This window comes from Sphingomonas sp. 2SG (assembly GCF_005503285.1).
Taxonomy (GTDB): Bacteria; Pseudomonadota; Alphaproteobacteria; order Sphingomonadales; family Sphingomonadaceae; genus Sphingomonas; species Sphingomonas taxi.
Genome location: NZ_SCMZ01000035.1, coordinates 1 through 19557, shown reverse-complemented (window position 1 = coordinate 19557; position 19557 = coordinate 1). Strand labels below are relative to the sequence as shown.

The 19557-nt window shown below is 67.9% G+C and carries 21 protein-coding genes and 1 pseudogene; 9 read left to right on the top strand and 13 right to left on the bottom strand.

Annotation, left to right across the window (positions count from 1 at the left end; genetic code table 11):
* Positions 1-5: 5 nt before the first annotated feature.
* Together cyoB and cyoA are read right to left on the bottom strand one after the other, a co-directional pair.
* Entirely contained in the window at positions 6-2018 is a 2013-nt protein-coding gene (cyoB, locus tag FFS23_RS14085) for a cytochrome o ubiquinol oxidase subunit I (protein WP_137899090.1), read from the bottom strand.
* Positions 2019-2028: 10 nt separating this feature from the next.
* The gene (gene cyoA, locus FFS23_RS14080; RefSeq protein WP_137899089.1) at positions 2029-3162 is read right to left on the bottom strand and encodes a ubiquinol oxidase subunit II; all 1134 of its coding nucleotides are present in this window, start codon (positions 3160-3162) and stop codon (positions 2029-2031) included.
* A gap of 216 nt (positions 3163-3378) precedes the next feature.
* Between cyoA and FFS23_RS14075 the strand changes: the two genes are divergently transcribed.
* A complete protein-coding gene (locus FFS23_RS14075) occupies positions 3379-4707 on the top strand; it encodes an MFS transporter (RefSeq protein WP_038663507.1) in 1329 nt (442 codons plus the stop codon).
* A 206-nt stretch (positions 4708-4913) separates the two neighbouring features.
* On the opposite strand, the gene FFS23_RS14065 is transcribed toward FFS23_RS14075, so the two are convergent.
* A complete protein-coding gene (locus FFS23_RS14065; protein WP_052075646.1) occupies positions 4914-5654 on the bottom strand; it encodes an EF-hand domain-containing protein in 741 nt (246 codons plus the stop codon).
* 122 nt (positions 5655-5776) lie between these two features.
* On the opposite strand from FFS23_RS14065, the gene FFS23_RS14060 reads away from it, so the two are divergent.
* Together FFS23_RS14060 and FFS23_RS14055 are read left to right on the top strand one after the other, a co-directional pair.
* The gene (locus FFS23_RS14060; RefSeq protein WP_052075645.1) at positions 5777-6511 is read left to right on the top strand and encodes a response regulator; all 735 of its coding nucleotides are present in this window, start codon (positions 5777-5779) and stop codon (positions 6509-6511) included.
* Positions 6508-7854, top strand: coding sequence for a sensor histidine kinase (locus FFS23_RS14055; RefSeq protein WP_137899087.1), 1347 nt, complete (start codon positions 6508-6510; stop codon positions 7852-7854). The genes FFS23_RS14060 and FFS23_RS14055 overlap by 4 nt, the downstream gene beginning before the upstream one ends.
* Positions 7855-7879: 25 nt before the next feature.
* Here FFS23_RS14055 and FFS23_RS20165 read toward each other — a convergent pair whose 3' ends face one another.
* Positions 7880-8047, bottom strand: a complete 168-nt coding sequence (locus FFS23_RS20165; RefSeq protein WP_156143830.1) for a hypothetical protein — start codon at positions 8045-8047, stop codon at positions 7880-7882.
* 208 nt (positions 8048-8255) lie between these two features.
* Positions 8256-8729: a GreA/GreB family elongation factor gene (locus FFS23_RS14050; protein ID WP_137899086.1), complete on the bottom strand. Its 474-nt coding sequence runs from the start codon at positions 8727-8729 to the stop codon at positions 8256-8258.
* Positions 8730-8828: 99 nt separating this feature from the next.
* Here FFS23_RS14050 and FFS23_RS20160 point away from each other — a divergent pair, with 99 nt between their 5' ends.
* Positions 8829-8996, top strand: coding sequence for a hypothetical protein (locus FFS23_RS20160; RefSeq protein ID WP_169742550.1), 168 nt, complete (start codon positions 8829-8831; stop codon positions 8994-8996).
* 7 nt (positions 8997-9003) lie between these two features.
* Here FFS23_RS20160 and FFS23_RS14045 read toward each other — a convergent pair whose 3' ends face one another.
* Entirely contained in the window at positions 9004-10293 is a 1290-nt protein-coding gene (locus tag FFS23_RS14045) for an MFS transporter (protein WP_137899085.1), read from the bottom strand.
* Between the two features lie 353 nt (positions 10294-10646).
* Between FFS23_RS14045 and pgsA the strand changes: the two genes are divergently transcribed.
* Genes pgsA through FFS23_RS14030 form a run of 3 tightly spaced genes read left to right on the top strand, consistent with a single transcriptional unit; the run spans position 10647 to position 11926 of the window.
* Entirely contained in the window at positions 10647-11213 is a 567-nt protein-coding gene (gene pgsA / locus FFS23_RS14040) for a CDP-diacylglycerol--glycerol-3-phosphate 3-phosphatidyltransferase (RefSeq protein WP_038663498.1), read from the top strand.
* Between the two features lie 3 nt (positions 11214-11216).
* Positions 11217-11474, top strand: coding sequence for a molybdopterin converting factor subunit 1 (gene moaD, locus FFS23_RS14035; protein WP_038663495.1), 258 nt, complete (start codon positions 11217-11219; stop codon positions 11472-11474).
* Positions 11471-11926: a molybdenum cofactor biosynthesis protein MoaE gene (locus FFS23_RS14030; protein ID WP_137899084.1), complete on the top strand. Its 456-nt coding sequence runs from the start codon at positions 11471-11473 to the stop codon at positions 11924-11926. Before moaD ends, FFS23_RS14030 begins: the two co-directional genes overlap by 4 nt.
* A gap of 176 nt (positions 11927-12102) precedes the next feature.
* On the opposite strand, the gene FFS23_RS14025 is transcribed toward FFS23_RS14030, so the two are convergent.
* The 5 genes from FFS23_RS14025 to FFS23_RS14005 all read right to left on the bottom strand — a co-directional run bounded on the left by FFS23_RS14025 (position 12103) and on the right by FFS23_RS14005 (position 17007).
* A complete protein-coding gene (locus tag FFS23_RS14025; protein WP_137899083.1) occupies positions 12103-12714 on the bottom strand; it encodes a fasciclin domain-containing protein in 612 nt (203 codons plus the stop codon).
* Between the two features lie 15 nt (positions 12715-12729).
* Entirely contained in the window at positions 12730-13632 is a 903-nt protein-coding gene (locus FFS23_RS14020) for a hydrogen peroxide-inducible genes activator (RefSeq protein WP_038663489.1), read from the bottom strand.
* A 194-nt stretch (positions 13633-13826) separates the two neighbouring features.
* Positions 13827-15413 carry an alkyl hydroperoxide reductase subunit F gene (gene ahpF, locus FFS23_RS14015; RefSeq protein ID WP_137899082.1) on the bottom strand — a complete coding sequence of 529 codons (1587 nt, stop codon included), beginning with the start codon at positions 15411-15413 and terminating at the stop codon, positions 13827-13829.
* A gap of 104 nt (positions 15414-15517) precedes the next feature.
* Positions 15518-16081: an alkyl hydroperoxide reductase subunit C gene (ahpC, locus tag FFS23_RS14010; protein ID WP_137899081.1), complete on the bottom strand. Its 564-nt coding sequence runs from the start codon at positions 16079-16081 to the stop codon at positions 15518-15520.
* Positions 16082-16233: 152 nt separating this feature from the next.
* Entirely contained in the window at positions 16234-17007 is a 774-nt protein-coding gene (locus FFS23_RS14005) for a sulfite exporter TauE/SafE family protein (RefSeq protein ID WP_038663484.1), read from the bottom strand.
* A gap of 183 nt (positions 17008-17190) precedes the next feature.
* On the opposite strand from FFS23_RS14005, the gene epsC reads away from it, so the two are divergent.
* Positions 17191-17883: a serine O-acetyltransferase EpsC gene (gene epsC / locus FFS23_RS14000; protein WP_038663481.1), complete on the top strand. Its 693-nt coding sequence runs from the start codon at positions 17191-17193 to the stop codon at positions 17881-17883.
* Positions 17883-18221, top strand: coding sequence for a DUF2794 domain-containing protein (locus FFS23_RS13995; protein ID WP_038663478.1), 339 nt, complete (start codon positions 17883-17885; stop codon positions 18219-18221). Before epsC ends, FFS23_RS13995 begins: the two co-directional genes overlap by 1 nt.
* An 89-nt stretch (positions 18222-18310) precedes the next feature.
* On the opposite strand, the gene FFS23_RS13990 is transcribed toward FFS23_RS13995, so the two are convergent.
* Both FFS23_RS13990 and FFS23_RS20155 read right to left on the bottom strand, forming a co-directional pair.
* The gene (locus FFS23_RS13990) at positions 18311-19213 is read right to left on the bottom strand and encodes an SDR family NAD(P)-dependent oxidoreductase (protein ID WP_137899080.1); all 903 of its coding nucleotides are present in this window, start codon (positions 19211-19213) and stop codon (positions 18311-18313) included.
* A gap of 88 nt (positions 19214-19301) precedes the next feature.
* A pseudogene (locus tag FFS23_RS20155) lies at positions 19302-19557 on the bottom strand (hypothetical protein); the annotation flags it as partial.

Genomic DNA, 19557 nt, shown 5'->3' with positions numbered 1-19557 from the left:
GGTCCTCAGGCCCCCGCGACCGCTGCGTGCGTGGTCAGCTGCCGGGTATGATCGTCCTCGGCGGCGGTGACTTCGGCAGCGGTGATGTAGAAATCGCGGTCATAGTTGAAGGTGTGGCCGATCGCGACCGCCAGCAATCCGACGAACGCCAGCGCGGCGAGCCACCAGATGTACCAGATCATCGCCAGGCCGACGACCATCGACAGGCCGGCCAGGATGATGCCGGCGCCGGTGTTGCGCGGCATGTGGATGTCGCGGAAGCCGGTGATCGGCCGTTCGGCGCCGTTCGACTTCATGTCGTACCAGGCGTCCAGGTCGCGGACGACGGGCGTGAAGGCGAAGTTGTACGCCGGCGGCGGCGACGAGGTCGCCCACTCGAGGCTGCGGCCGTTCCACGGATCACCGGTGAAGTCGCGCAGCGCCTCGCGGTTGCGGAAGCTGACGTAGAACTGGATCAGGAAGGCGGCGATGCCGACCGCGATCATCGCGGCGCCGATCGCGGCAATGATGAACCAGATCTGCAGCGACGGGTCCTCGAAGTGGCGCAGGCGACGCGTCACGCCCATCAGGCCGAGCACGTAGAGCGGCATGAACGCGACGTAGAAGCCGATGACCCAGAACCAGAAGCTGATCGTGCCCCACTTCTTGTCGAGCTTGAAGCCGAACGCCTTCGGGAACCAATAGTTGATCCCGGCGAACATACCGAACAGCACGCCGCCGATGATCACGTTGTGGAAGTGCGCGATCAGGAACAGCGAATTGTGCAGCACGAAATCAGCGGGCGGTACTGCAAGCAATACGCCGGTCATGCCGCCGATGACGAAGGTGATCATGAACGCGATCGTCCACATCATCGGCAGTTCGAAGCGAATCCGGCCCTTGTACATCGTGAACAGCCAGTTGAAGATCTTGGCCCCGGTCGGGATCGAGATGATCATCGTGGTGATGCCGAAGAACGAATTGACGCTCGCGCCCGACCCCATGGTGAAGAAATGGTGCAGCCAGACGAGATAGGCGAGGATGGTGATGACCAGCAGCGCGTAGACCATCGACGTATAGCCGAAGAGGCGCTTGCCGCAGAAGGTCGAGGTGACCTCGCTGAACACGCCGAACGCCGGCAGGATCAGGATGTAGACCTCCGGGTGGCCCCAGATCCAGATCATGTTGACGTACATCATGGGGTTGCCGCCCATGGTGTTGGTGAAGAAGTGCGTGCCGACGTAGCGGTCGAGGCTGAGCATCGCGAGCACCGCGGTCAGCACCGGGAAAGCGGCGACGATCAGCACGTTGGTGGCGAGCGCCGACCAGGTGAAGATCGGCATCTTCATCAGGCTCATGCCCGGCGCACGCATCTTGACGATCGTCGCGAGCAGGTTGACGCCCGACAGCAAGGTCCCGACGCCGGCGATCTGCAGCGACCAGATGTAATAGTCGACGCCGACATCGGGCGAGTAATCGAGCCCCGACAGCGGCGCCATCGCCAGCCAGCCGGTGCGCGCGAACTCGCCGACGAACAGGCTGGCCATGACGATCGCGGCACCCGCGGCGGTCATCCAGAAGCTGAAATTGTTGAGGAACGGGAAGGAAACGTCACGCGCGCCGATCTGGAGCGGGACGACATAGTTCATCAACCCGGTGACGAAGGGCATCGCCACGAAGAAGATCATGATGACGCCGTGCGCGGTGAACACCTGGTCGTAATGGTGCGCGGGCAGGAAGCCTTCGTTGGGGCCGAACGCCATCGCCTGCTGCGCGCGCATCATGATCGCGTCGGAGAAGCCACGCAGCAGCATGACGATACCGAGGATCATGTACATGATCCCGATCTTCTTGTGGTCGACCGAAGTGAACCATTCCTTCCACAGATAGCCCCAGACCTTGAAATAGGTCAGTGCGGCGATCAGCGCGGCGCCACCCATCGCGACGACCGCGAAGGTGCCGATCAGGATCGGTTCGTGGATCGGGAAACTCTCGAGCGTCAGGCGCCCGAAAATCGTCTTGAGCAAAGCATCGGACATCAGGTCGGTCCTACGAACGGGCGGCGGCGGTGAGGCCGGTCAGCATGGCGGGCAGCGGGGCGGCGGAGGTCATCGAGCGATTGTCTTCGTTGCCGGGTTTGTTGCTGCCGGGCGGGGCGGGACGGGGGGCGTTACGGTGCGGGCTGCTGCCCTTCTCCTCGGGCTCCTTCTGCAAGGCGCCCTTCGATTCGCTGCCACGCATATGGCCGCTGTCGTTGACCGGGCTGCCGTGCCCGCTGTCGCGATGCGGGTCCCTGGCGCCGTCCTTCATCATCGTCGCCTGCATGCAGGTCTCGCCCGGCTTGGTGCACATGCCGAGGATGCGGTCGAACAATTGCGGCTGGAACGCGGCGTAGCGGATCGCCGGCACCTTCTCGCTCGGCTTTTCGAGCTGGATATAGGTCGCCATGTCGAGCTTCGCCGGCGCGCTGCGCGCCTCCGAGGCCCATTTGGCAAAGCCGGCGTCGTCGACGCTGTCGACGGTGAAGTGCATGTCGGAGAAGCCGGCGCCGCTATAGTTGGCGGACAGGCCCTCGAACCGGCCCGGCTTGTTGAGCACGGCGTGCAGCCGCGTCTCCATGCCCGGCATCGAATAGATCATGCCGGCCATCGCGGGGACGTAGAAGGTGTTCATCACCGACGACGAGGTGATGCGGAAGCGGACCTGGCGGTTCATCGGCAGGACCAGCTCGTTGACCGTCGCCACGCCCTGTTCGGGGTAGATGAACAGCCACTTCCAGTCGAGCGACACCACCTGGATCTCCAGCGGCTTGTCGGTCTTGGCCAGCACCTTGCCCGGCTCCAGCCGTGCCAGCGGGCGATAGGGGTCGAGCGCATGGGTGCTGATCCAGGTCAGCGCGCCGAGCGCGATGACGATCATCAGCGGCGCCGACCAGATGATCAGCTCCAGCCCGGTCGAATGGTCCCAATGCGGCTCGTAATCCGCCTCTTCGTTCGTGTGGCGGTATTTCCACGCGAACAGGATGGTCAGCGCGATCACCGGGACGATGATCAGCAGCATCAGGCCGGTCGACCACAGGATCAGATTGGCCTGCTGGCGCGCGACGTCGCCGGACGGGTTCATCACCACCCAGTCGCACCCGCCCAGCAGGGCAGGCGCAAGGAGTGCGACGGCAGTGCGCATGGCGCGTGCACGACGGGGCGGGAGGGGGGAGAACGGGAAGGTTCGCATCGTCAGGTCCGGTACGCCTGTGTGCTGCACCGCAAAATAGGACATTTTGTCCTATCCCCGTGCGCCGCCGGCTGCGGTAAGGGGTCATGTTGGCGCTGCGTCCGAAACCGGGTGCGGCGCGTTGATGACTGACGGCCCTCGGGCTGCGAGACGACAGGACTGCGATACATGTCAGTGGCTTCCGCCCATTCCGGATCGCTCGAACGCGATGCACGTGCCGTCAACACGCAGGGGGACCATGAGGTCCACCCGGGTGAGATCGCGATCGGCGTCATCATCGGGCGCACGTCGGAATTCTTCGACTTCTTCTGCTATGCGATCGCCTCGGTCATCGTCTTTCCGGCGCTGGTCTTCCCGTACGTCGACCGGCTGACCGGCACGCTCTATTCGTTCGCGCTGTTCCCGCTGGCGTTCATCGCCCGCCCGATCGGCACGCAGATCTTCATGTGGGTCGATCGCGAACACGGCCGCGGCACCAAGCTGACGATCGCGCTGTTCCTGCTCGGCACCTCGACCGTGTCGCTCGCCTTCCTGCCCGGCTATGCCGAGGTCGGCGTGTGGTCGGCGATCCTGCTCGCCGCCTTTCGCATCGGCCAGGGCCTCGCGCTCGGTGGTGCCTGGGACGGTCTCGCCTCGCTGCTCGCGCTCAACGCGCCGCCGGAGAAGCGTGGCTGGTATGCGATGGTGCCGCAGCTCGGTGCGCCGCTCGGGCTGATCGTGGCGAGCGCCTTGTTCGCCTTCCTGCTCGCCAACATGGAGGGCATCGACTTCCTGTCGTGGGGCTGGCGCTATCCGTTCTTCGTCGCCTTCGCGCTCAACGTGGTGGCGCTGTTCGCGCGGCTGCGCATCGTCGTGACGCCGGAATACAGCCGGCTGTTCGAGACGCGCGAGCTTACCCCCTCGCGCGTCACCGCGACGGTCAAGGCGCAGTGGCGCAACATCGTCATCGGCGCGTTCGCGCCGCTCGCCAGCTTCGCGCTGTTCCATATGGTGACGGTGTTCCCGCTGTCGTGGATCGCGCTCTACACCAACGAGGATATCGCGCGCTTCCTGGGGATCGAGATCATCGGCGCCTTCTTCGGGCTCGGCGCGGTGGTGATTTCGGGCCTGCTCGCCGACCGGATCGGGCGGCGTTCGGTGCTCGGCTATACCGCGGCGGCGATCGCGGTGTTCAGCGGCTTCGCGCCGCAGCTGCTCGCCGGGGGCGATGCGGGCGAGCTGGCGTTCATGATCGGCGGCTTCGTGCTGCTCGGCCTGTCGTTCGGCCAGTCGTCGGGCGCGGTGACCAACAATTTCCCCAAGCGGGCGCGCTATACCGGTGCGGCGCTGACGTCGGACCTCGCGTGGCTGTTCGGCGCGGGCTTCGCGCCGCTCGCCGCGCTGGTGCTGGCGAGCCAGTTCGGGCTGCTGGCGGCGGGCGGGTACCTGCTGTCGGGCGCGTTCGCGACGCTGGTGGCGCTGGGGCTCAACAAGGAGCTGGCGCGGCGGCTGGATTGATCCGGCGGCGGGGGTGACCTCCAGCGCTGTCCTCCTGTTTTGCGAGGAAGCAACGCCGTCCAAACTCCTCCCCCGCCAGGGGGAGGTGGCAGGCCGAAGGCCTGACGGAGGGGGAGGATACGGTGGGCTTGCCGTATGTGGAGACGCCCCCTCCACCACCCGGCTATGCCGGGCGGTCCCCCTCCCCAGCTAAAGCGAGGGAGGAATTAGTCCCGGCCGAGGCCGGTCATGTCGCCGCCGGGGCCGGTGCCTGCGCCGCCGAAGCCACCACCCGCGCCGCCCATGCCGCCACCGCGGCGGCCGCCGCCGCCGTGATGGCCGCCACCACCGCCGCCACGCCCGCCGCCGCGACTCATCGCCGCGGCGCGGCCGGTGACGTGGGGCAGTTCGTCCCAGCTCAATTTGCCGTCGTGGTTCTTGTCGAGCGAGGCGAAGCGCTTGTCGGCGGCGTCGGCGAATTCGCGCGCGTCGACGCCGCGGTTGAAGTTGCGGTCCGCGGCAGTGACCGGCTCGGGGAGCTGGAAATAGCTGAAGCGCGCCGCGCCGAGCTTGCCGGCGTCATAGGCAGGCGCCTTGCCGCCGCCGTCCGAATCGGAACTGCTCGCGATCACCCCCGACCCGCCGCTGCCCGAGCGGACCTCCGGCGCGATCGTGCTTTCGTAATAATCGATGTCGTCGGGATCGATCTCGCCGTCGTGCTTGCGGTCGAGCGTCGCGAAGAAGCGACTGGCGTCGGCCTGGAACTCGGCGCGGGTGATCGCGCCGTCCTTGTTGGCGTCGGCCGCGTCGAACCAGGCGCGTTCGGGATCGGGCGCGGCATCGTCGCCGTGGAACGGCTGGCCCATCGGACTGATGAAGGTGCGGCGGTTGCCGTGGGCGGGCGGCTGTTGGGCGGCGACCGGCACGGCGGTGCAGGCGAGCAGGGCGATGACAATGGTGCGATTCATGGCGGTTCCCCGGGTGAACGACACTGTGAACCAGCCCAATGTTGCAGTTGGATGTCCACGACCGGCGCAACCCGATATCATGCGGTTATCCGGCGGAAACAATTCGGCGCCAAGAGAGGGCGATGATGAGCCAACAGCACAATGCAGGGGCATCGGGGGACGAACCGGCGGCGATCCTGGTGGTCGACGACGATCGCGAGATCCGTACCCTGCTGACCCAGAGCCTCGGCGCGCGCGGCTATCGCGTGCAGGCTGCCGCCAACACCCGCGAGATGGACGCGGTGCTGGAGCGCGACCGGATCGACGCAGTGCTGCTCGACGTGATGATGCCGGGCGAGGACGGCATCTCCGCTTGCCGCCGCATCACCCGCGACGGGGGGCCGGCGGTCATCATGCTGAGCGCATTGGGCGAGGAACGCGACCGCATCGTCGGGCTGGAGATCGGTGCGAGCCATTATCTCACCAAGCCGTGCAGCGCGCGCGAGGTGATCGCCACCGTTCGCGCCGCGCTGCGCAGCCGGCAGCAGGCCGAGCCCGCCGACCGGTCGCGGCTGAGCTTCGACGGCTGGACGATGGACCTGATGGCGCACGAATTGTTCGACACGCAGGGTGTGCTGGTCGGCCTGACCGACGGCGAGTTCGCGCTGCTGCGCGTCTTCGCCGAGCGGCCCCGGCGGGTGCTGTCGCGCGAATTGCTGCTCGAGGCGGCGCGCGGTCCCAACAGCGAAGCGTTCGATCGCGCGATCGACGTGCAGATCAGCCGGCTGCGGCGCAAGCTGCGCAGCGGCGGCGACGACATCATCCGTACCATCCGCAACGAAGGCTATCTGTTCGTGCCGGCGGTGGCGCGGACATGAGCTGGCGGCCAGCGTCCCGACTGGGGATCGGCTGGGTCGCCAAGTCGCTGTTCTGGCGCGTCTTCCTCGTGATGCTGCTGAGCGTCGCGACGGTGCAGGCACTCAACGTCGCGCTGGTCGTGTTCATCACCCCGCCGACGCCGCGCATCTTCTCGGTGCCGCAGGTCGCCACCGCGCTGCGCACCGGCCGCGACGCGACCGGCGAGGTGCTGGTTACGCGCGAGGCGAGCAACCCCGCGCCTTACGATGCGCGCGGTGCGCGGATCCGGCGGCTGATGGCGGCACAGCTCGAACTGCCGCTCGACCTCGTCCACGTTCATTTCGGCGGACCGCCGCCGATCGTCTTCGGGCCGATGCCGCGGCGCGAGGGCTATCCCGAACGGGCGCGCTCGCCCGATGCGCGCAACCAGATCCTGTTCGGGCGCTTCACCGTCTCGGTGCATCAGCCCGACGGCAGCTGGCGGATCGCGCGGGCGGCGCGCACCGGCTTCGAGAGCTGGCGATGGCGGGCGTTCCTGTGGCTGCTGGCGGCGCTGGTCGCGATCGCGCCCTTCGCCTGGCTGCTGGCGCGGCGGCTGACCAAGCCGATCGCCGCCTTCGGCGCGGCGGCGGAGCGGCTCGGCCGCGATCCGCGCGCGGCGCCGTTGCCGCTCGGCGGGCCGGCGGAGATCGCCGACGCGGCGGCGGCGTTCAATCGCATGCAGGCGCGGCTCAACCGCTATGTCGAGGATCGCACGATGATGATCGCGGCGATCGCGCACGACCTGCGCACGCCGCTGATGCGACTCGGCCTGCGGCTGGAGCGCGCGCCCGAGCCGCTGCGCAGCGCCAGCGAGGCGGACATCCGCGACATGCAGGCGATGATCCAGGCGGCGCTCGGCTTCTTCCGCGACGGCAACCAGATCGGCGAGCGGCGCCGGCTCGACCTGCGCTCGCTGGTCGAGAGCGTCACCGACGAACTGGAGGATCGCGGCGAGCCGGTGACGCTCCACGACGGCGAGCCGCTGGTGATCGAGGGCGATGCGGCGGGGCTGAAGTCGCTGATCGCCAATCTGGTCGGCAATGCGCTCAAATATGGCGGCGATGCCGAGGTGATGCTGGGCCGGATCGACGGCCATGCGCTGATCGAGGTGCGCGACCATGGTCCCGGCATCGCGCCCGAGGATCTGCATCGCCTGTTCGAGCCCTTCTTCCGCGGCGAGCGGTCGCGCAACCGCGATACCGGCGGGATAGGGCTGGGGCTGAGCAGCGTGCGCGGCGTCGCGCGCGCGCACGGCGGCGATGCGACGATCGCCAACCATCCCGACGGCGGCGCGATCGCGCGGGTGACGTTGCCGGTGTAGGGGCAGGTCTCTCCTGCCCGCGCCGTCAGCCCAATTGGTCGGCGATGATCCAGCGGCGGCTGATCGCGGTGCGCATCAACTGCATGCCGCAGCAGACGCAGCGCGCGCGACGGACGCCGCCGATTTCGCTCTGTTTGCGGCCGGGCCGGTGGCGGGTCGCAAGGCAGGTGGCGATCATCGGCGATGCCGGCATGGGCTGGGCTCCTTCGCCGGGTGTCATCATGCCGGCGCATTGCCTGCGGATGTCTCGACCGGTCCAAAGCGGAAATATCGCGGCAATATGGCGTGGCTAGCGATGCGCGCGTCGGTGGCGTTCTCTCCCACACTCGACCCATCGACGTCCGGGCGCTCCCCGGTGCCCGACGGTCGCGCTACGGGATCCCCCCGGTCCCGTAGCCCGGCTAGTCCTCCCGCGGATCGATCGGTTCGACCGCGAGCACCTCGATCGCCGCGTCGCGACCATTGAAGGCGAGCACGTCATCGGGCTCGGCGCCGATCAGCGCATGCGCCAGCGGGGCGCCATAGGCGAGCCGGTCGGCAGGCGGGTCGGCCTCGTCGTCGCCGACGATCGCGATCGTCCGGGTCTTGCCCGCGAGGCGGATCGTCACCCGCGTGCCGAAGCCGGCGCTGCCGTCCGCCGGCGCGGCGGTGGGCACCGCGGTGGTGCGGCGCGTCTGCCAATAGCGCAAGTCGCGGCGCAGCGCGTCGACCGCGGGCGCATCGGCGGCGGCGATCGCCGCCTCCAGCGTGGCGATCCGCTCCTCGATCAGTCGCTTGCCCGCGGCGGTGACGAGATTGGGTGCACTCGGGATGGGCAGCTCGAACTTGGGCTCCAGATGCTCCTCGTCGCTCTCGCGGCGGAAGGCGACACTCATGACGCGGTCCTCATCGTTAACGTCCCATCCGTGGACAGGTCAGGTTTAACCACCTTTCGCGCTGGTCGATATCGTAAACGAGGCGTTAACATCCTCATCATGACCAGACGCCTCGTCCTCACCAATGAATCGGCCCGTCACCCGTTCCGGCGGACGCTGCCGCCGCCGGTGCTGCCCGACGTGAGGAAAAGCGACGACGCGGACTGGAAGCTGTTCCTGCTCAGCTTCGCCGCCTTCTTCACCTGCTTCTATACGTTCCTGTTTTAGCGCCGACTCAGTCGCAGGCGCGATGCAGCCGCTGCGCGATCCAGGCCGAGATCAGGCACATCGCGGCGACGAGGAACAGCATGTCGACCGGCTGGACGCCGGCGATGTTGATGCCGATCGCGGCGATCGACCCCAAGGTCATCGCGCCCGAATTGACGACGTTGTTCGCCGCGACAGTGCGCGCGGTCTGGTCCTTCTCCACCGTGGTGGTGAGGAAGGCGTAGAGCGGCACGACGAACATGCCGCCGGTGGTGGCGATCGCCAGCAGGCTCAGCATGATCGGGATGGCGCGCGGCTGGGCGACGAATTGCGTCCAGTCGTAATATTGGCCCGGCGCCGCCGGAATCCAGGTGCGGCACAGGACCGAGAAGACGACGACGAAGCCGCCCATCGCGATCACCGACAGCGGCGAGTAGCGCGCGCTGATCCGCCCCTTCAGCATCGTATTGATGACCACCGAGCCGATCGCGACGCCGACCGAGAAGACCGCGATCGCGCCGCTCGCCACCATCTTGTCGGCGGTGAGCACGTTCTTCACCAGCGGCGGGAAGATGATGATGAGCACCGCGCCGATCGTCCAGAAGAAGCTGATCGCGCAGATCGCGAGGAACAGCCGCGGGATATGCATCGTCGTGCGGATCAGCCGCCACGAGGCGGTGAACGGATTGTAGTTGAGCTTGAGCCGCGGCCCCTCGCGCGGCGCCGGCGGGATCTGGCGTGCGGCAAACCAGCCGATCGCCGCGACGACGAGGACGAGGATCGCCGCGCCCTCGATCGGGACGTAGCCGGCAACGATCGTGCCGAGCAGGATCGCGAGATAGGTCCCCGCCTCGACCAGCCCGGTGCCGCCGAGCACGTCGTGCGCTTTGAGATGCTGCGGCAGGATCGCGTATTTGATCGGCCCGAAGAAGGTCGAATGGACGCCGAGGAACAGCACCGCGCCAAGCATCAGCGCAACGCCGAGCGTCGGCAGGCCGGCGCGCGCGACCATCAGCCCGGCGGCGCCGAGCAGCATGATGCCGATCTCGGCGGTCTTGACGATGCGGATGATCCGCGCCTTGTCATGGCTGTCCGCCAATTGTCCGGCGATCGCCGAGAACAGGAAGAAGGGCAGGATCGCGATACCCGTCGCCAGCGCGTTGAAGTTCGTCTCCATGTGCGGATCGTTGAAGATCGCATAGGTCGCGAACAGCACCATCGACGTCTTGAACAGATTGTCGTTGAAGGCGCCGAGGAACTGGGTGGTGAAGAGGGGCAGGAAGCGGCGCTGCTTCAGCAACCCCATGGCATTCAGCATGCGAGTAACGGCCTTTGATCGTGGCGGTATTGTAACGGGCATAGCCGTTTGCGCAGGGCGCGCCAACGGGGAAGGTGCGGGCGGCATCGCCCCGCCCTCGCCAGCGCCGCTACATATGACCGGTCGGGGTGTAGCAACGGCACCTGTATTTTCCGTCATGCCGGACTTGATCCGGCATCCCGCTTTTCCGCGCCGTCCGAAGAAGCGGGACCCCGGCGCAGGGCCGGGGTGCCGGCGTGGGGGTGGGACACGACCGGGTCACACCGCCGCGCCAATGCGATAGCCTCGCCTCGGTTGCAGGGAAAGGAAGCTTGGGGTTCCGCCCGCTCCCCCGGCGGAGTAGGAAGACGGCGATGCTGACCTTGCCCAACCTCCTGACGCTGTCCCGGATCGTCGCGGTGCCGTTGCTCGTCGCCTTCCTGTGGTGGCCGCGGTGGGAGGCGGGGTTCGGGATCGCCTTCGCGCTCTACTGCCTGATGGGGATCACCGATTATTTCGACGGCTATCTCGCCCGCGCGCAGGGGGCGGTGTCGAAGCTCGGCGTGTTCCTCGATCCGATCGCCGACAAGATCATGGTCGCCGCGGTGATCCTGATGCTCGTCGGCACGCGGCACGACGACAGCGCGCTGATCACCGGCGTCCATTTGATCGCCGCGCTGATCATCCTGCTGCGCGAGATCGCGGTGTCGGGGCTGCGCGAATTCCTCGCCGGCCTGCAGGTGTCGCTGCCGGTGTCGAAGCTCGCCAAGTGGAAAACGACGCTGCAGCTCGTCGCGTTCGGCGCGCTGATCCTCGCCGGGGCGCTGCCGGCGCAGGCGTGGATCAAGGTGACCGGGCTCGGCTGCCTGTGGGCGGCGGCGGCGCTGACGCTGGTGACGGGCTGGGATTATCTGCGCGTCGGCCTGAAGCATATGGACTGAACGATGCGACTCGAGATGCTCTATTTCGCCTGGGTGCGTGAGCGCATGGGCCGGTCGCAGGAAATGGTCGAGGCGCCCGCCGCGGTGACGACGGTGGCGGCGCTGGTCGACTGGCTGGCGGCGCGCGACGAGGTCAGCGCCGAGGCGCTGGCCGATCGCGGGCGGCTGCGTGCGGCGGTGGATCAGGCGTTCGTGACGATGGACGCGACGATCCTCGGCGCGCGCGAGGTGGCGCTGTTCCCGCCGGTGACGGGCGGATGATCCGCATCGTCGTCACGCCCGAGGCGATCGATATCGCCGCGGAGATGGCGCTCGCCGAGGCGGCGGCCGGGACCGGCGCGGTCGCGACCTTCACCGGGCTGGTCCGCGCCGACGCGGACGAAGCGGGGGGCGTGGGAACGCTGGAGCTGGAACATTATCCCGGCGCCACCGAGGCGGCGCTGTTCCGGGTCGCCGCCGGGGCGGTCGAGCGCTGGGCGCTGGGCGGGGCGACGATCGTCCACCGCGTCGGGCCGATGACGCCGGGCACGCGGATCGTGTTCGTCGCGGCGTCTTCGGCGCATCGCGCCGCGGCGCTGGAGGCGTGCGCCTATCTGATCGACCGTCTCAAGACCGATGCGCCCTTCTGGAAGCGCGAGACGCGCGACGGCGAGGCACGCTGGGTCGAGGCGCGCGAGACGGACGCGGATGCGGCGAAGCGGTGGGAGGGGTAGGCGTTTCCGTTGCGACCCGGTTCCATCGCAGCCTTGCCGTTCGCCCTGAGCCTGTCGAAGGGCAAGTGAGTCTCAAGGTGCTTCGACAAGTTCAATACGAACGGTGTTGGTGACGCACATGCCTGCGACGAACGGGATTGGCGAGGTTCATGCCCCCGCGCCGGCTGAACGGCCCGCTATTGCGGCAAAGTCGGCACCAGCACGCCGTTGACCACATGGATCACGCCGTTCGCCTGGGCGACGTCCGCCGCCTCGACGTAGCTGCGGTTGCCGGTCACGCTGGTCAGCGTGATGACGTCGCCGGTCAGCGTCGCGGTGATCGGCTGGCCGCCGAGCGTGGTCAGCACCGTGCGGCCGCCGCCGGCCTGGATGCGCTGGGTAAGCTGTTCGGTGGTCATCACCCCCGGCACGATATGATAGCGCAGCAGCGCGACCAGCGCGGCGCGATTCTCGGGCGCGAGCAGGTCGCCCGCGATCCCCGGCGCGAGGCGGGTGAACGCCGTGTCGGTCGGCGCGAACAGCGTATAGGGGCCGTTGCCGGCGAGCAAGGCGTCGAGTTCGGCGGTGCGCAATTCCGCCGCCAGCGTGTTCAGCCCCGGCGTCGCGGCGATCGAGGTGGCGATCATCGCGTCGGACTCGATGTGCGACGGGTCGACCGCCACCGGTGCGGCGGCGGCCGGCGGCGGCGGCGCGCTGACCGGCGCGGCCGCGGGCGGCACGCAGCCGGCGAGGCCGGCTGCGAGAAGCAGCGCGGCGATACGCCGCGCGTGGGTCTGGGATCGGATCACATCGGCTCCTGTGGATTACCGCGCTTCGGCGAGCGCCTCGGCGAGCAACTGGAAGTCCTTTTCGCGCGGCGAGGCGCGGCGCCAGACCAGCGCGATGCGTCGCACCGCATTGTCGGCGTCGAGCGGCCGCGCGACGATATCGGTATGGTCGAGGATGCCGGCCTTCAGCGCCATCTCGGGCAGCATCGTCATGCCGAGGCCGTTGTCGACCATCTGCACGATCGTGTGCAGCGAGGTGCCGAGCATCGTCGCCTCCGCGCGCAATTCGGGGCGGTTGCACGCCGAGAGCGCGTGATCCTTGAGACAATGGCCGTCCTCGAGCAGCAGCAGCCGCGTCTCGTCGATCAGCGACGCCGGGATCGTCGGCGGGTCGCTCGGCATGTCCTGCGGCTGATAGGCGACGAACAGGCGGTCGTCGAACAGCGGATGCGAGGCGACGTCGCCGCAGGCGAAGGGCAAAGCGAGCAGCACGCAATCGGTGCGGCCGTTGTGCAGCCCCTCGCAGGCGGCGCCCGAGGGCTCCTCACGCAGGAACAGCTTGAGATCGGGATAGTCGCGGCGCAGCCGCGGCAGGATGTGCGGCAGCATGAACGGCGCGATCGTTGGGATGACGCTCATCCGCATCTCACCCGACAGCGGCCGGCCGGCGGCGCGGGCGATGTCGCCCAATTCCTCCGCCTCGCGCAACACGCGGCGGGCCTTGTCGGCGATCCGGTCGCCCAAAGGCGTGAAGCGGACGACGCGGCGGGTACGCTCGACCAGCGTCACGCCGATCAGCGTCTCGAGCTCGCGCAGGCCGGCGGAGAGGGTGGACTGGGTGACGAAACAGGCGTCGGCGGCACGGCCGAAATGGCCCGCGTCCTTCAGCGCAACGAGATATTGAAGCTGCTTCAGCGTCGGGAGGTAGGTCGCTGCCATGGGGTCGGCAGATAGGGGGGCAGGGCCTGAGGCGCTACCCCCTAAGTCCTCCCCCGCCAGGGGGAGGTGGCAGGCCGAAGGCCTGACGGAGGGGGAGGATACGGTAAGTTTGCCGTGTGCGGAAACGCCCCCTCCACCACCGGCTACGCCGGCGGTCCCCCTCCCCCGCTAAAGCGAGGGAGGAATTTAGTCCCTTATTCCGCGGCTTCTTCCCAGTCGTGCGTTTCTTCCGCGGGGAGGCGGATGAGGTGGTCGAACGCCGCCAGCGCGGCGGTGGAGCCGGCACCCATCGCGATCACGATCTGCTTGAACGGCACCGTCGTGGCATCGCCCGCGGCGAAGATGCCCGGCTGCGACGTGTGGCCGCGGTCGTCGACCTCGATCTCGCCACGCGGGGACAGCGCGATCGATCCCGCCAGCCATTCGGTGTTCGGCACCAGTCCGATCTGCACGAAGATGCCTTCCAGCTCGACGCGGTGCATCGTGCCGTGGGTGCGATCGCGATAGGAGAGCGCGGTCACCTTGTCGCCGTCGCCATGCACTTCGGTGGTCAGCGCCGCGGTGATGATCGTGACGTTGCTCAGGCTGGCGAGCTTGCGCTGAAGCACCGCATCGGCGCGCAGGTCGGTGTCGTACTCAATCAGCGTGACGTGCGCGACCAGCCCGGCGAGGTCGATCGCCGCCTCGACGCCCGAATTGCCGCCGCCGATCACCGCGACGCGCTTGCCCTTGAACAGCGGACCGTCGCAATGCGGGCAATAAGCGACGCCCTTGTTCTTATAGGCATCCTCGCCCGGCACGTTCATCTGCCGCCAGCGTGCGCCGGTCGACAGGATGATGGTGCGCGCCTTGAGCGATGCGCCATTTTCCAGCACCAGTTCGTGCAGGCCGCCCTCGGGCGCCGGGATCAGCTCCTCGGCGCGCTGCAGGTTCATGATGTCGACGTCATATTCGCGGACGTGGCGTTCGAGATCGGCGACCAGCTTCGGCCCCTCGGTATGCGGCACCGAGACGAGATTCTCGATCGCCATAGTGTCGGCGACCTGACCGCCGAACCGCTCGGCGAGGATGCCGGTGCGGATGCCCTTGCGCGCGGTGTAGATCGCCGCCGCGGCACCGGCGGGGCCGCCGCCGACGACGAGCACGTCGAACGCATCCTTGGCGGCGATCGACGCCGCGGCCCGCGCCGAGGCGCCGGTGTCGAGCTTGGCGACGATCTGCTCCAGCTCCATCCGGCCCTGGCCGAACACCTCGCCGTTGAGGAAGACCGTCGGCACCGCCATCACCTTGCGGCTGGCGACCTCGTCCTGGAACAGCGCGCCGTCGATCGCGGTATGCGTCACGCGCGGATTGAGCACCGCCATCAGGTTGAGCGCCTGCACCACGTCGGGGCAATTGGCGCAGGACAGCGAGAAATAGGTCTCGAACCGATAGTCACCGTCGAGGCTGCGGACCTGATCGAGCAGGTCCTGCGCCGCCTTCGACGGATGACCGCCGACCTGGAGCAGCGCCAGCACAAGCGAGGTGAATTCATGCCCCATCGGCAGGCCGGCGAAGCGCACGCCGATATCGGTGCCGGTACGGCGGATCAGGAAGCTGGGGCGGCGCGCATCGTCGCCGGTCGCGGTGGTGATCTTGTCGGACAGTGCGGCGATCTCGTCGATCAGTTCGCGCATCTGCTGCGACTTGGCGTCGTCGCCCAGGCTGGCGACCAGTTCGATGGGCTCGCGGATGTTGACCAGATAGGCCTTCAGCTGCTGCGTCAGATTGGCGTCGAGCATGGGGGCACTCCGAAAAAATTGGCGTCTTCAAAAACAAGCGGCCCGGGGCGGAGGGAACCACCCCGGGCCGCGATCACCTGCCACGGGGAGAGGCAGGGATTCGCTTAGATCTTGCCGACGAGGTCGAGGCTGGGGGCGAGCGTCTCCTCACCCTCTTCCCACTTCGCCGGGCAGACTTCGCCCGGATGCGCAGCGATATACTGCGCGGCCTTGATCTTGCGGAGCAGCTCGGCGGCGTTGCGGCCGACGCCTTCCGAGGTCACTTCGATCAGCTGGATCACGCCCTCGGGATCGACCACGAAGGTGCCGCGATCGGCGAGGCCCTGGCCTTCGCGCAGGATCTCGAAATTGGTGCTGATGCTGTGGTTCTGGTCGCCCAGCATGAAATAGTTGATCTTGCCGATCGCCGGCGAGCTGTCGTGCCACGCCTTGTGGCTGAAGTGCGTGTCGGTCGACACGCTGTACACCTCGACGCCCATCTTCTGCAGCGTCGGATAGATGTCGGCGAGGTCCTCCAGCTCGGTCGGGCAGACGAAGGTGAAATCGGCCGGATAGAAGAAGAAGACCGCCCACTTGCCGAGCACGTCGCTGTCGCTGACGCTGACGAACTTGCCTTCCTTATAGGCCTGGGTGGTGAACGGCTTCAGTTTGCTGCCGATGAGGGCCATGTCGGGTCTCCGGTTGAATGACGTGGACCGGATATAGGTGCTCATGCCGCAGTGCAAAATCAATCTGTTCGCACCCTGTGATCGAATGGGGCGATCACAGGACGAAAGCCGCGCGTTTGTGCGGATTTAGCCGTGCTGCGCCTGCGGCAGATTTATTTCGCGAGTGCGGCGTAGATCGACCAGGCGCTGGTCAGCGTCAGCAGCACGCCGACCATCGCCATCAGCCCGCGAGTCGGCACGCGCTTGGCGAGGATGCCGCCGAGCGGCGCGGCGACGAGGCCGCCGATCAGGATGCCGAGCGTGTGCAGCGTGAACGCCGACCAGCCGAGCGCGATGAAGAAGGTGATCGAGGCGGTCGCGGTCAGGAAGAATTCGGCGGTGTTGACCGTGCCGATCGTATGGCGCGGGGTCGCGCCCTGGATCAGCAGGTTGGAGGTGACGACCGGCCCCCAGCCGCCGCCGCCCGCCGCATCGAGGAAGCCGCCGACGAGGCCGAGCGGCGCGATCACCTTGGGCGTGCGCGGCTCGATCCGGCCCTTCACCGCGCGGAACAGCAGATAGAGGCCGATGCAGGCGAGATAGGCCATCACGAACGGCTTGGCGACCGAGGCATCGACGTTGCTGAGCAGGGTCGCGCCGAGCGCCGCGCCGATCACGCCGGGGATGACCAGCCGGCGGAACAGCTTCCAGTCGACGTTGCGATGCGCGATGTGGCTGATCCCGGAGGCGGCGGTGGTGAAGGTCTCGACCGCATGGACGCTGGCGGAGGCGACCGCGGGCGGCACGCCCATCACCGTCACCAGCAGCGTCGAGTTGATCACGCCGAATGCCATGCCGAGCGCGCCGTCGACCACCTGGGCGGCGAAGCCGATCGCGACGAACGGCAGCACCTGGGTCCAGTCGATGGCGAGGAGGAAGTCGGGCATCGGCAATCGTCTCTCCGGCAGAATGTCGGGTTCGAGATTACCCGCTATCGCCCTCATCGTGCACGGCCGCGTCAAATCCTACAACAAAGCTGGGCTTTGTCGCACCCAAGCGGCGCGGGCCGGCCATGGCAATTTGCCCGGCGAGTGGCTACATTCGCGTATCTGCTCGGGAGACGTTGGCGCATGTTCGGACGCTTGGCCGCCTATCTGGATTCGATCAAGGCGCGCGATCCGGCTCCGCATTCGCGCGCCGAGATCCTTCTCTATCCCGGCGTCTGGGCGGTCGGGCTGCATCGCATCGCGCACGCCTTGTACCGGCGGCGGCTGTTCTTCCTCGCCCGGCTGGTCAACCACATCTCCCGCGCCTGGACCGCGATCGATATTCATCCGGGTGCGAGCATCGGCCGCAACTTCTTCATCGATCACGGTTTCGTCGTGATCGGCGAGACCGCGGAGATCGGCGACGACGTCACCATCTACCAATGCGTGACGCTGGGCGGCACCAGTCCCGACAATGGTGTCGCCGGCAAGCGCCACCCGACCCTGGCCGATGGCGTGATCATCGGGTCGGGGGCGCAGGTGCTCGGCCCGATCCTCGTCGGCCCTCGCGCGCGCGTCGGCGCCAATGCGGTGGTGACGCGCGACGTGCCGGAAGGCGCGGTGATGGTCGGCATCCCCGCGCGCGCGACGATGGTCGAGGGCGGCGCCGCGGCGACGCCGGCGCGGTTCGTCCCTTATGGCACGCCGTGCAGCGAGATGTTCGATCCGGCGACGCAGAAGATGGAGATCATGCGCTGCGAACTGGAATCGATGCGCAAGCGGCTCGATGCGCTGCTGGGGGAACAAATGCCCGAAGCGGAGCGTGATCGCGCCTGATGGGTATCGTCACGCCGTTTCCGCACGCCGGCAAGCCGTCGCAAGTCGGCTTCGAACGCCTCGAACTCAACCGCATCCTCGATCTCTACGGCCGGATGGTCGCGGCGGGCCATTGGAAGGATTATGCGCTGGAGCTCGGCAAGGACGCCGCGGTCTTCGCCGCCTTCCGCCGTGCCGCCGAGCGCCCCGAGTTCCGCATCGAGAAACGCCCGGCCCTGCGCGGCAAGCAGGGCATGTGGGCGCTGATCGGCGAACAGGGCGTGGTGCTCAAGCGCGGTCACGAACTGGGGCCGGTGCTGGCGCCCGTCGAGCGCCGGCTGATGAAGCTGGTGGAGTAACGCTCGTATCCTGCGGCGTCAGGCGGTCAGGGCAAACTGACATCCAGTCCTATTTATCCAAGACGCTGGATGTCGGTCCCGCCTAGCCCTCATCCGCCCTGCAGCAGGGCGCCGATCGTCATCGCCTGTTCGGCACCGGTCTTGGGCACGGTTTCGCCAGTGCGGTCGGTGATCGCGGTCCAGTGCGCGGCGACGCCTTCGGGGGACAGATCGTCGCCGGTGAGCAGCGCGCCGCGGGTCAGCGTCACGTACGAGGCCTGGAACGCGCCCGCGCCGGCGCCGAGGATGACGTTGGTCGGCGCGTCCTCGCTGACCAGATAGAGCGCGCCCGGCGCGACCTTTTCGGGAGCGAAGGCGTGGAAGGCGGCGGCGGGGAACAGGTCTTCGGTCATCCGCGTGCCGGCGGTGGGCGCGAGCGTGTTGACGCGGATGTCGTGCTTTGCGCCCTCGATCGCCAGCGTCCTGGTCAGACCGGCGAGGCCGAGCTTCGCCGCGCCGTAATTCGCCTGGCCGAAATTGCCGAACAGGCCGCTCGACGACGAGGTCATCAGCACGCGGCCGTACGTCTGCTCGCGGAACGTCTCCCAGCACGCCTTCGTGGCGAAGGCGGAGCCGAGCAGATGGACGCGGACGACGAATTCGAAATCCGCCGGCTCCATCTTGGCGAAGGTCTTGTCGCGCAGCACGCCGGCGTTGTTGATGAGAATATGGACGCCGCCCCAGGCGGCCTTCGCCTGTGCCACCATATCGGCCATCTGTTCGTAATCGGCGACGTTGCCGCCGTTGGACATCGCCTCGCCGCCGGCGGCGCGAATCTCGTCCACCACCGCGAGCGCGGCGTCGCTATGACCGGTGCCGTCGCGCGTCCCGCCGAGGTCGTTGACCACCACGCGCGCGCCGCGCCGGGCGAGTTCGAGCGCATAATGGCGACCGAGGCCGCCGCCGGCGCCGGTGACGATGGCCACGCGGCCGTCGAAGCGGATGGGGGACATGAAAAAGGCGCTCCTCGCAATGATGGAGCGCCTTTCCCTAAACGTTAAGTGGCATCTGGCAACCGGTCATGCCGGCTGCGGCACCGGCTTACTTCTTGCCGCCGCGCTGGATGCACTGATCGTACTGGCCCTTCTTGCAGACCGGATATTTGGCCAGCGGCGCGGGTGCCGGGAAAGCCTGATCGGGGCTCGGCGCGGGGCGGAACACCGGCGGCAGGCTGGCACCGGGCGTACCGCCGCTGATCGCCGAGCCGCTCGGGGCATAGCCGCCGGCCGGGGTCGCGCCGCCGGTCGAAGCGGGCGCGGGCGTGCTCGCCTGCGGGGTGGGCGCGGGCGAGCACGCC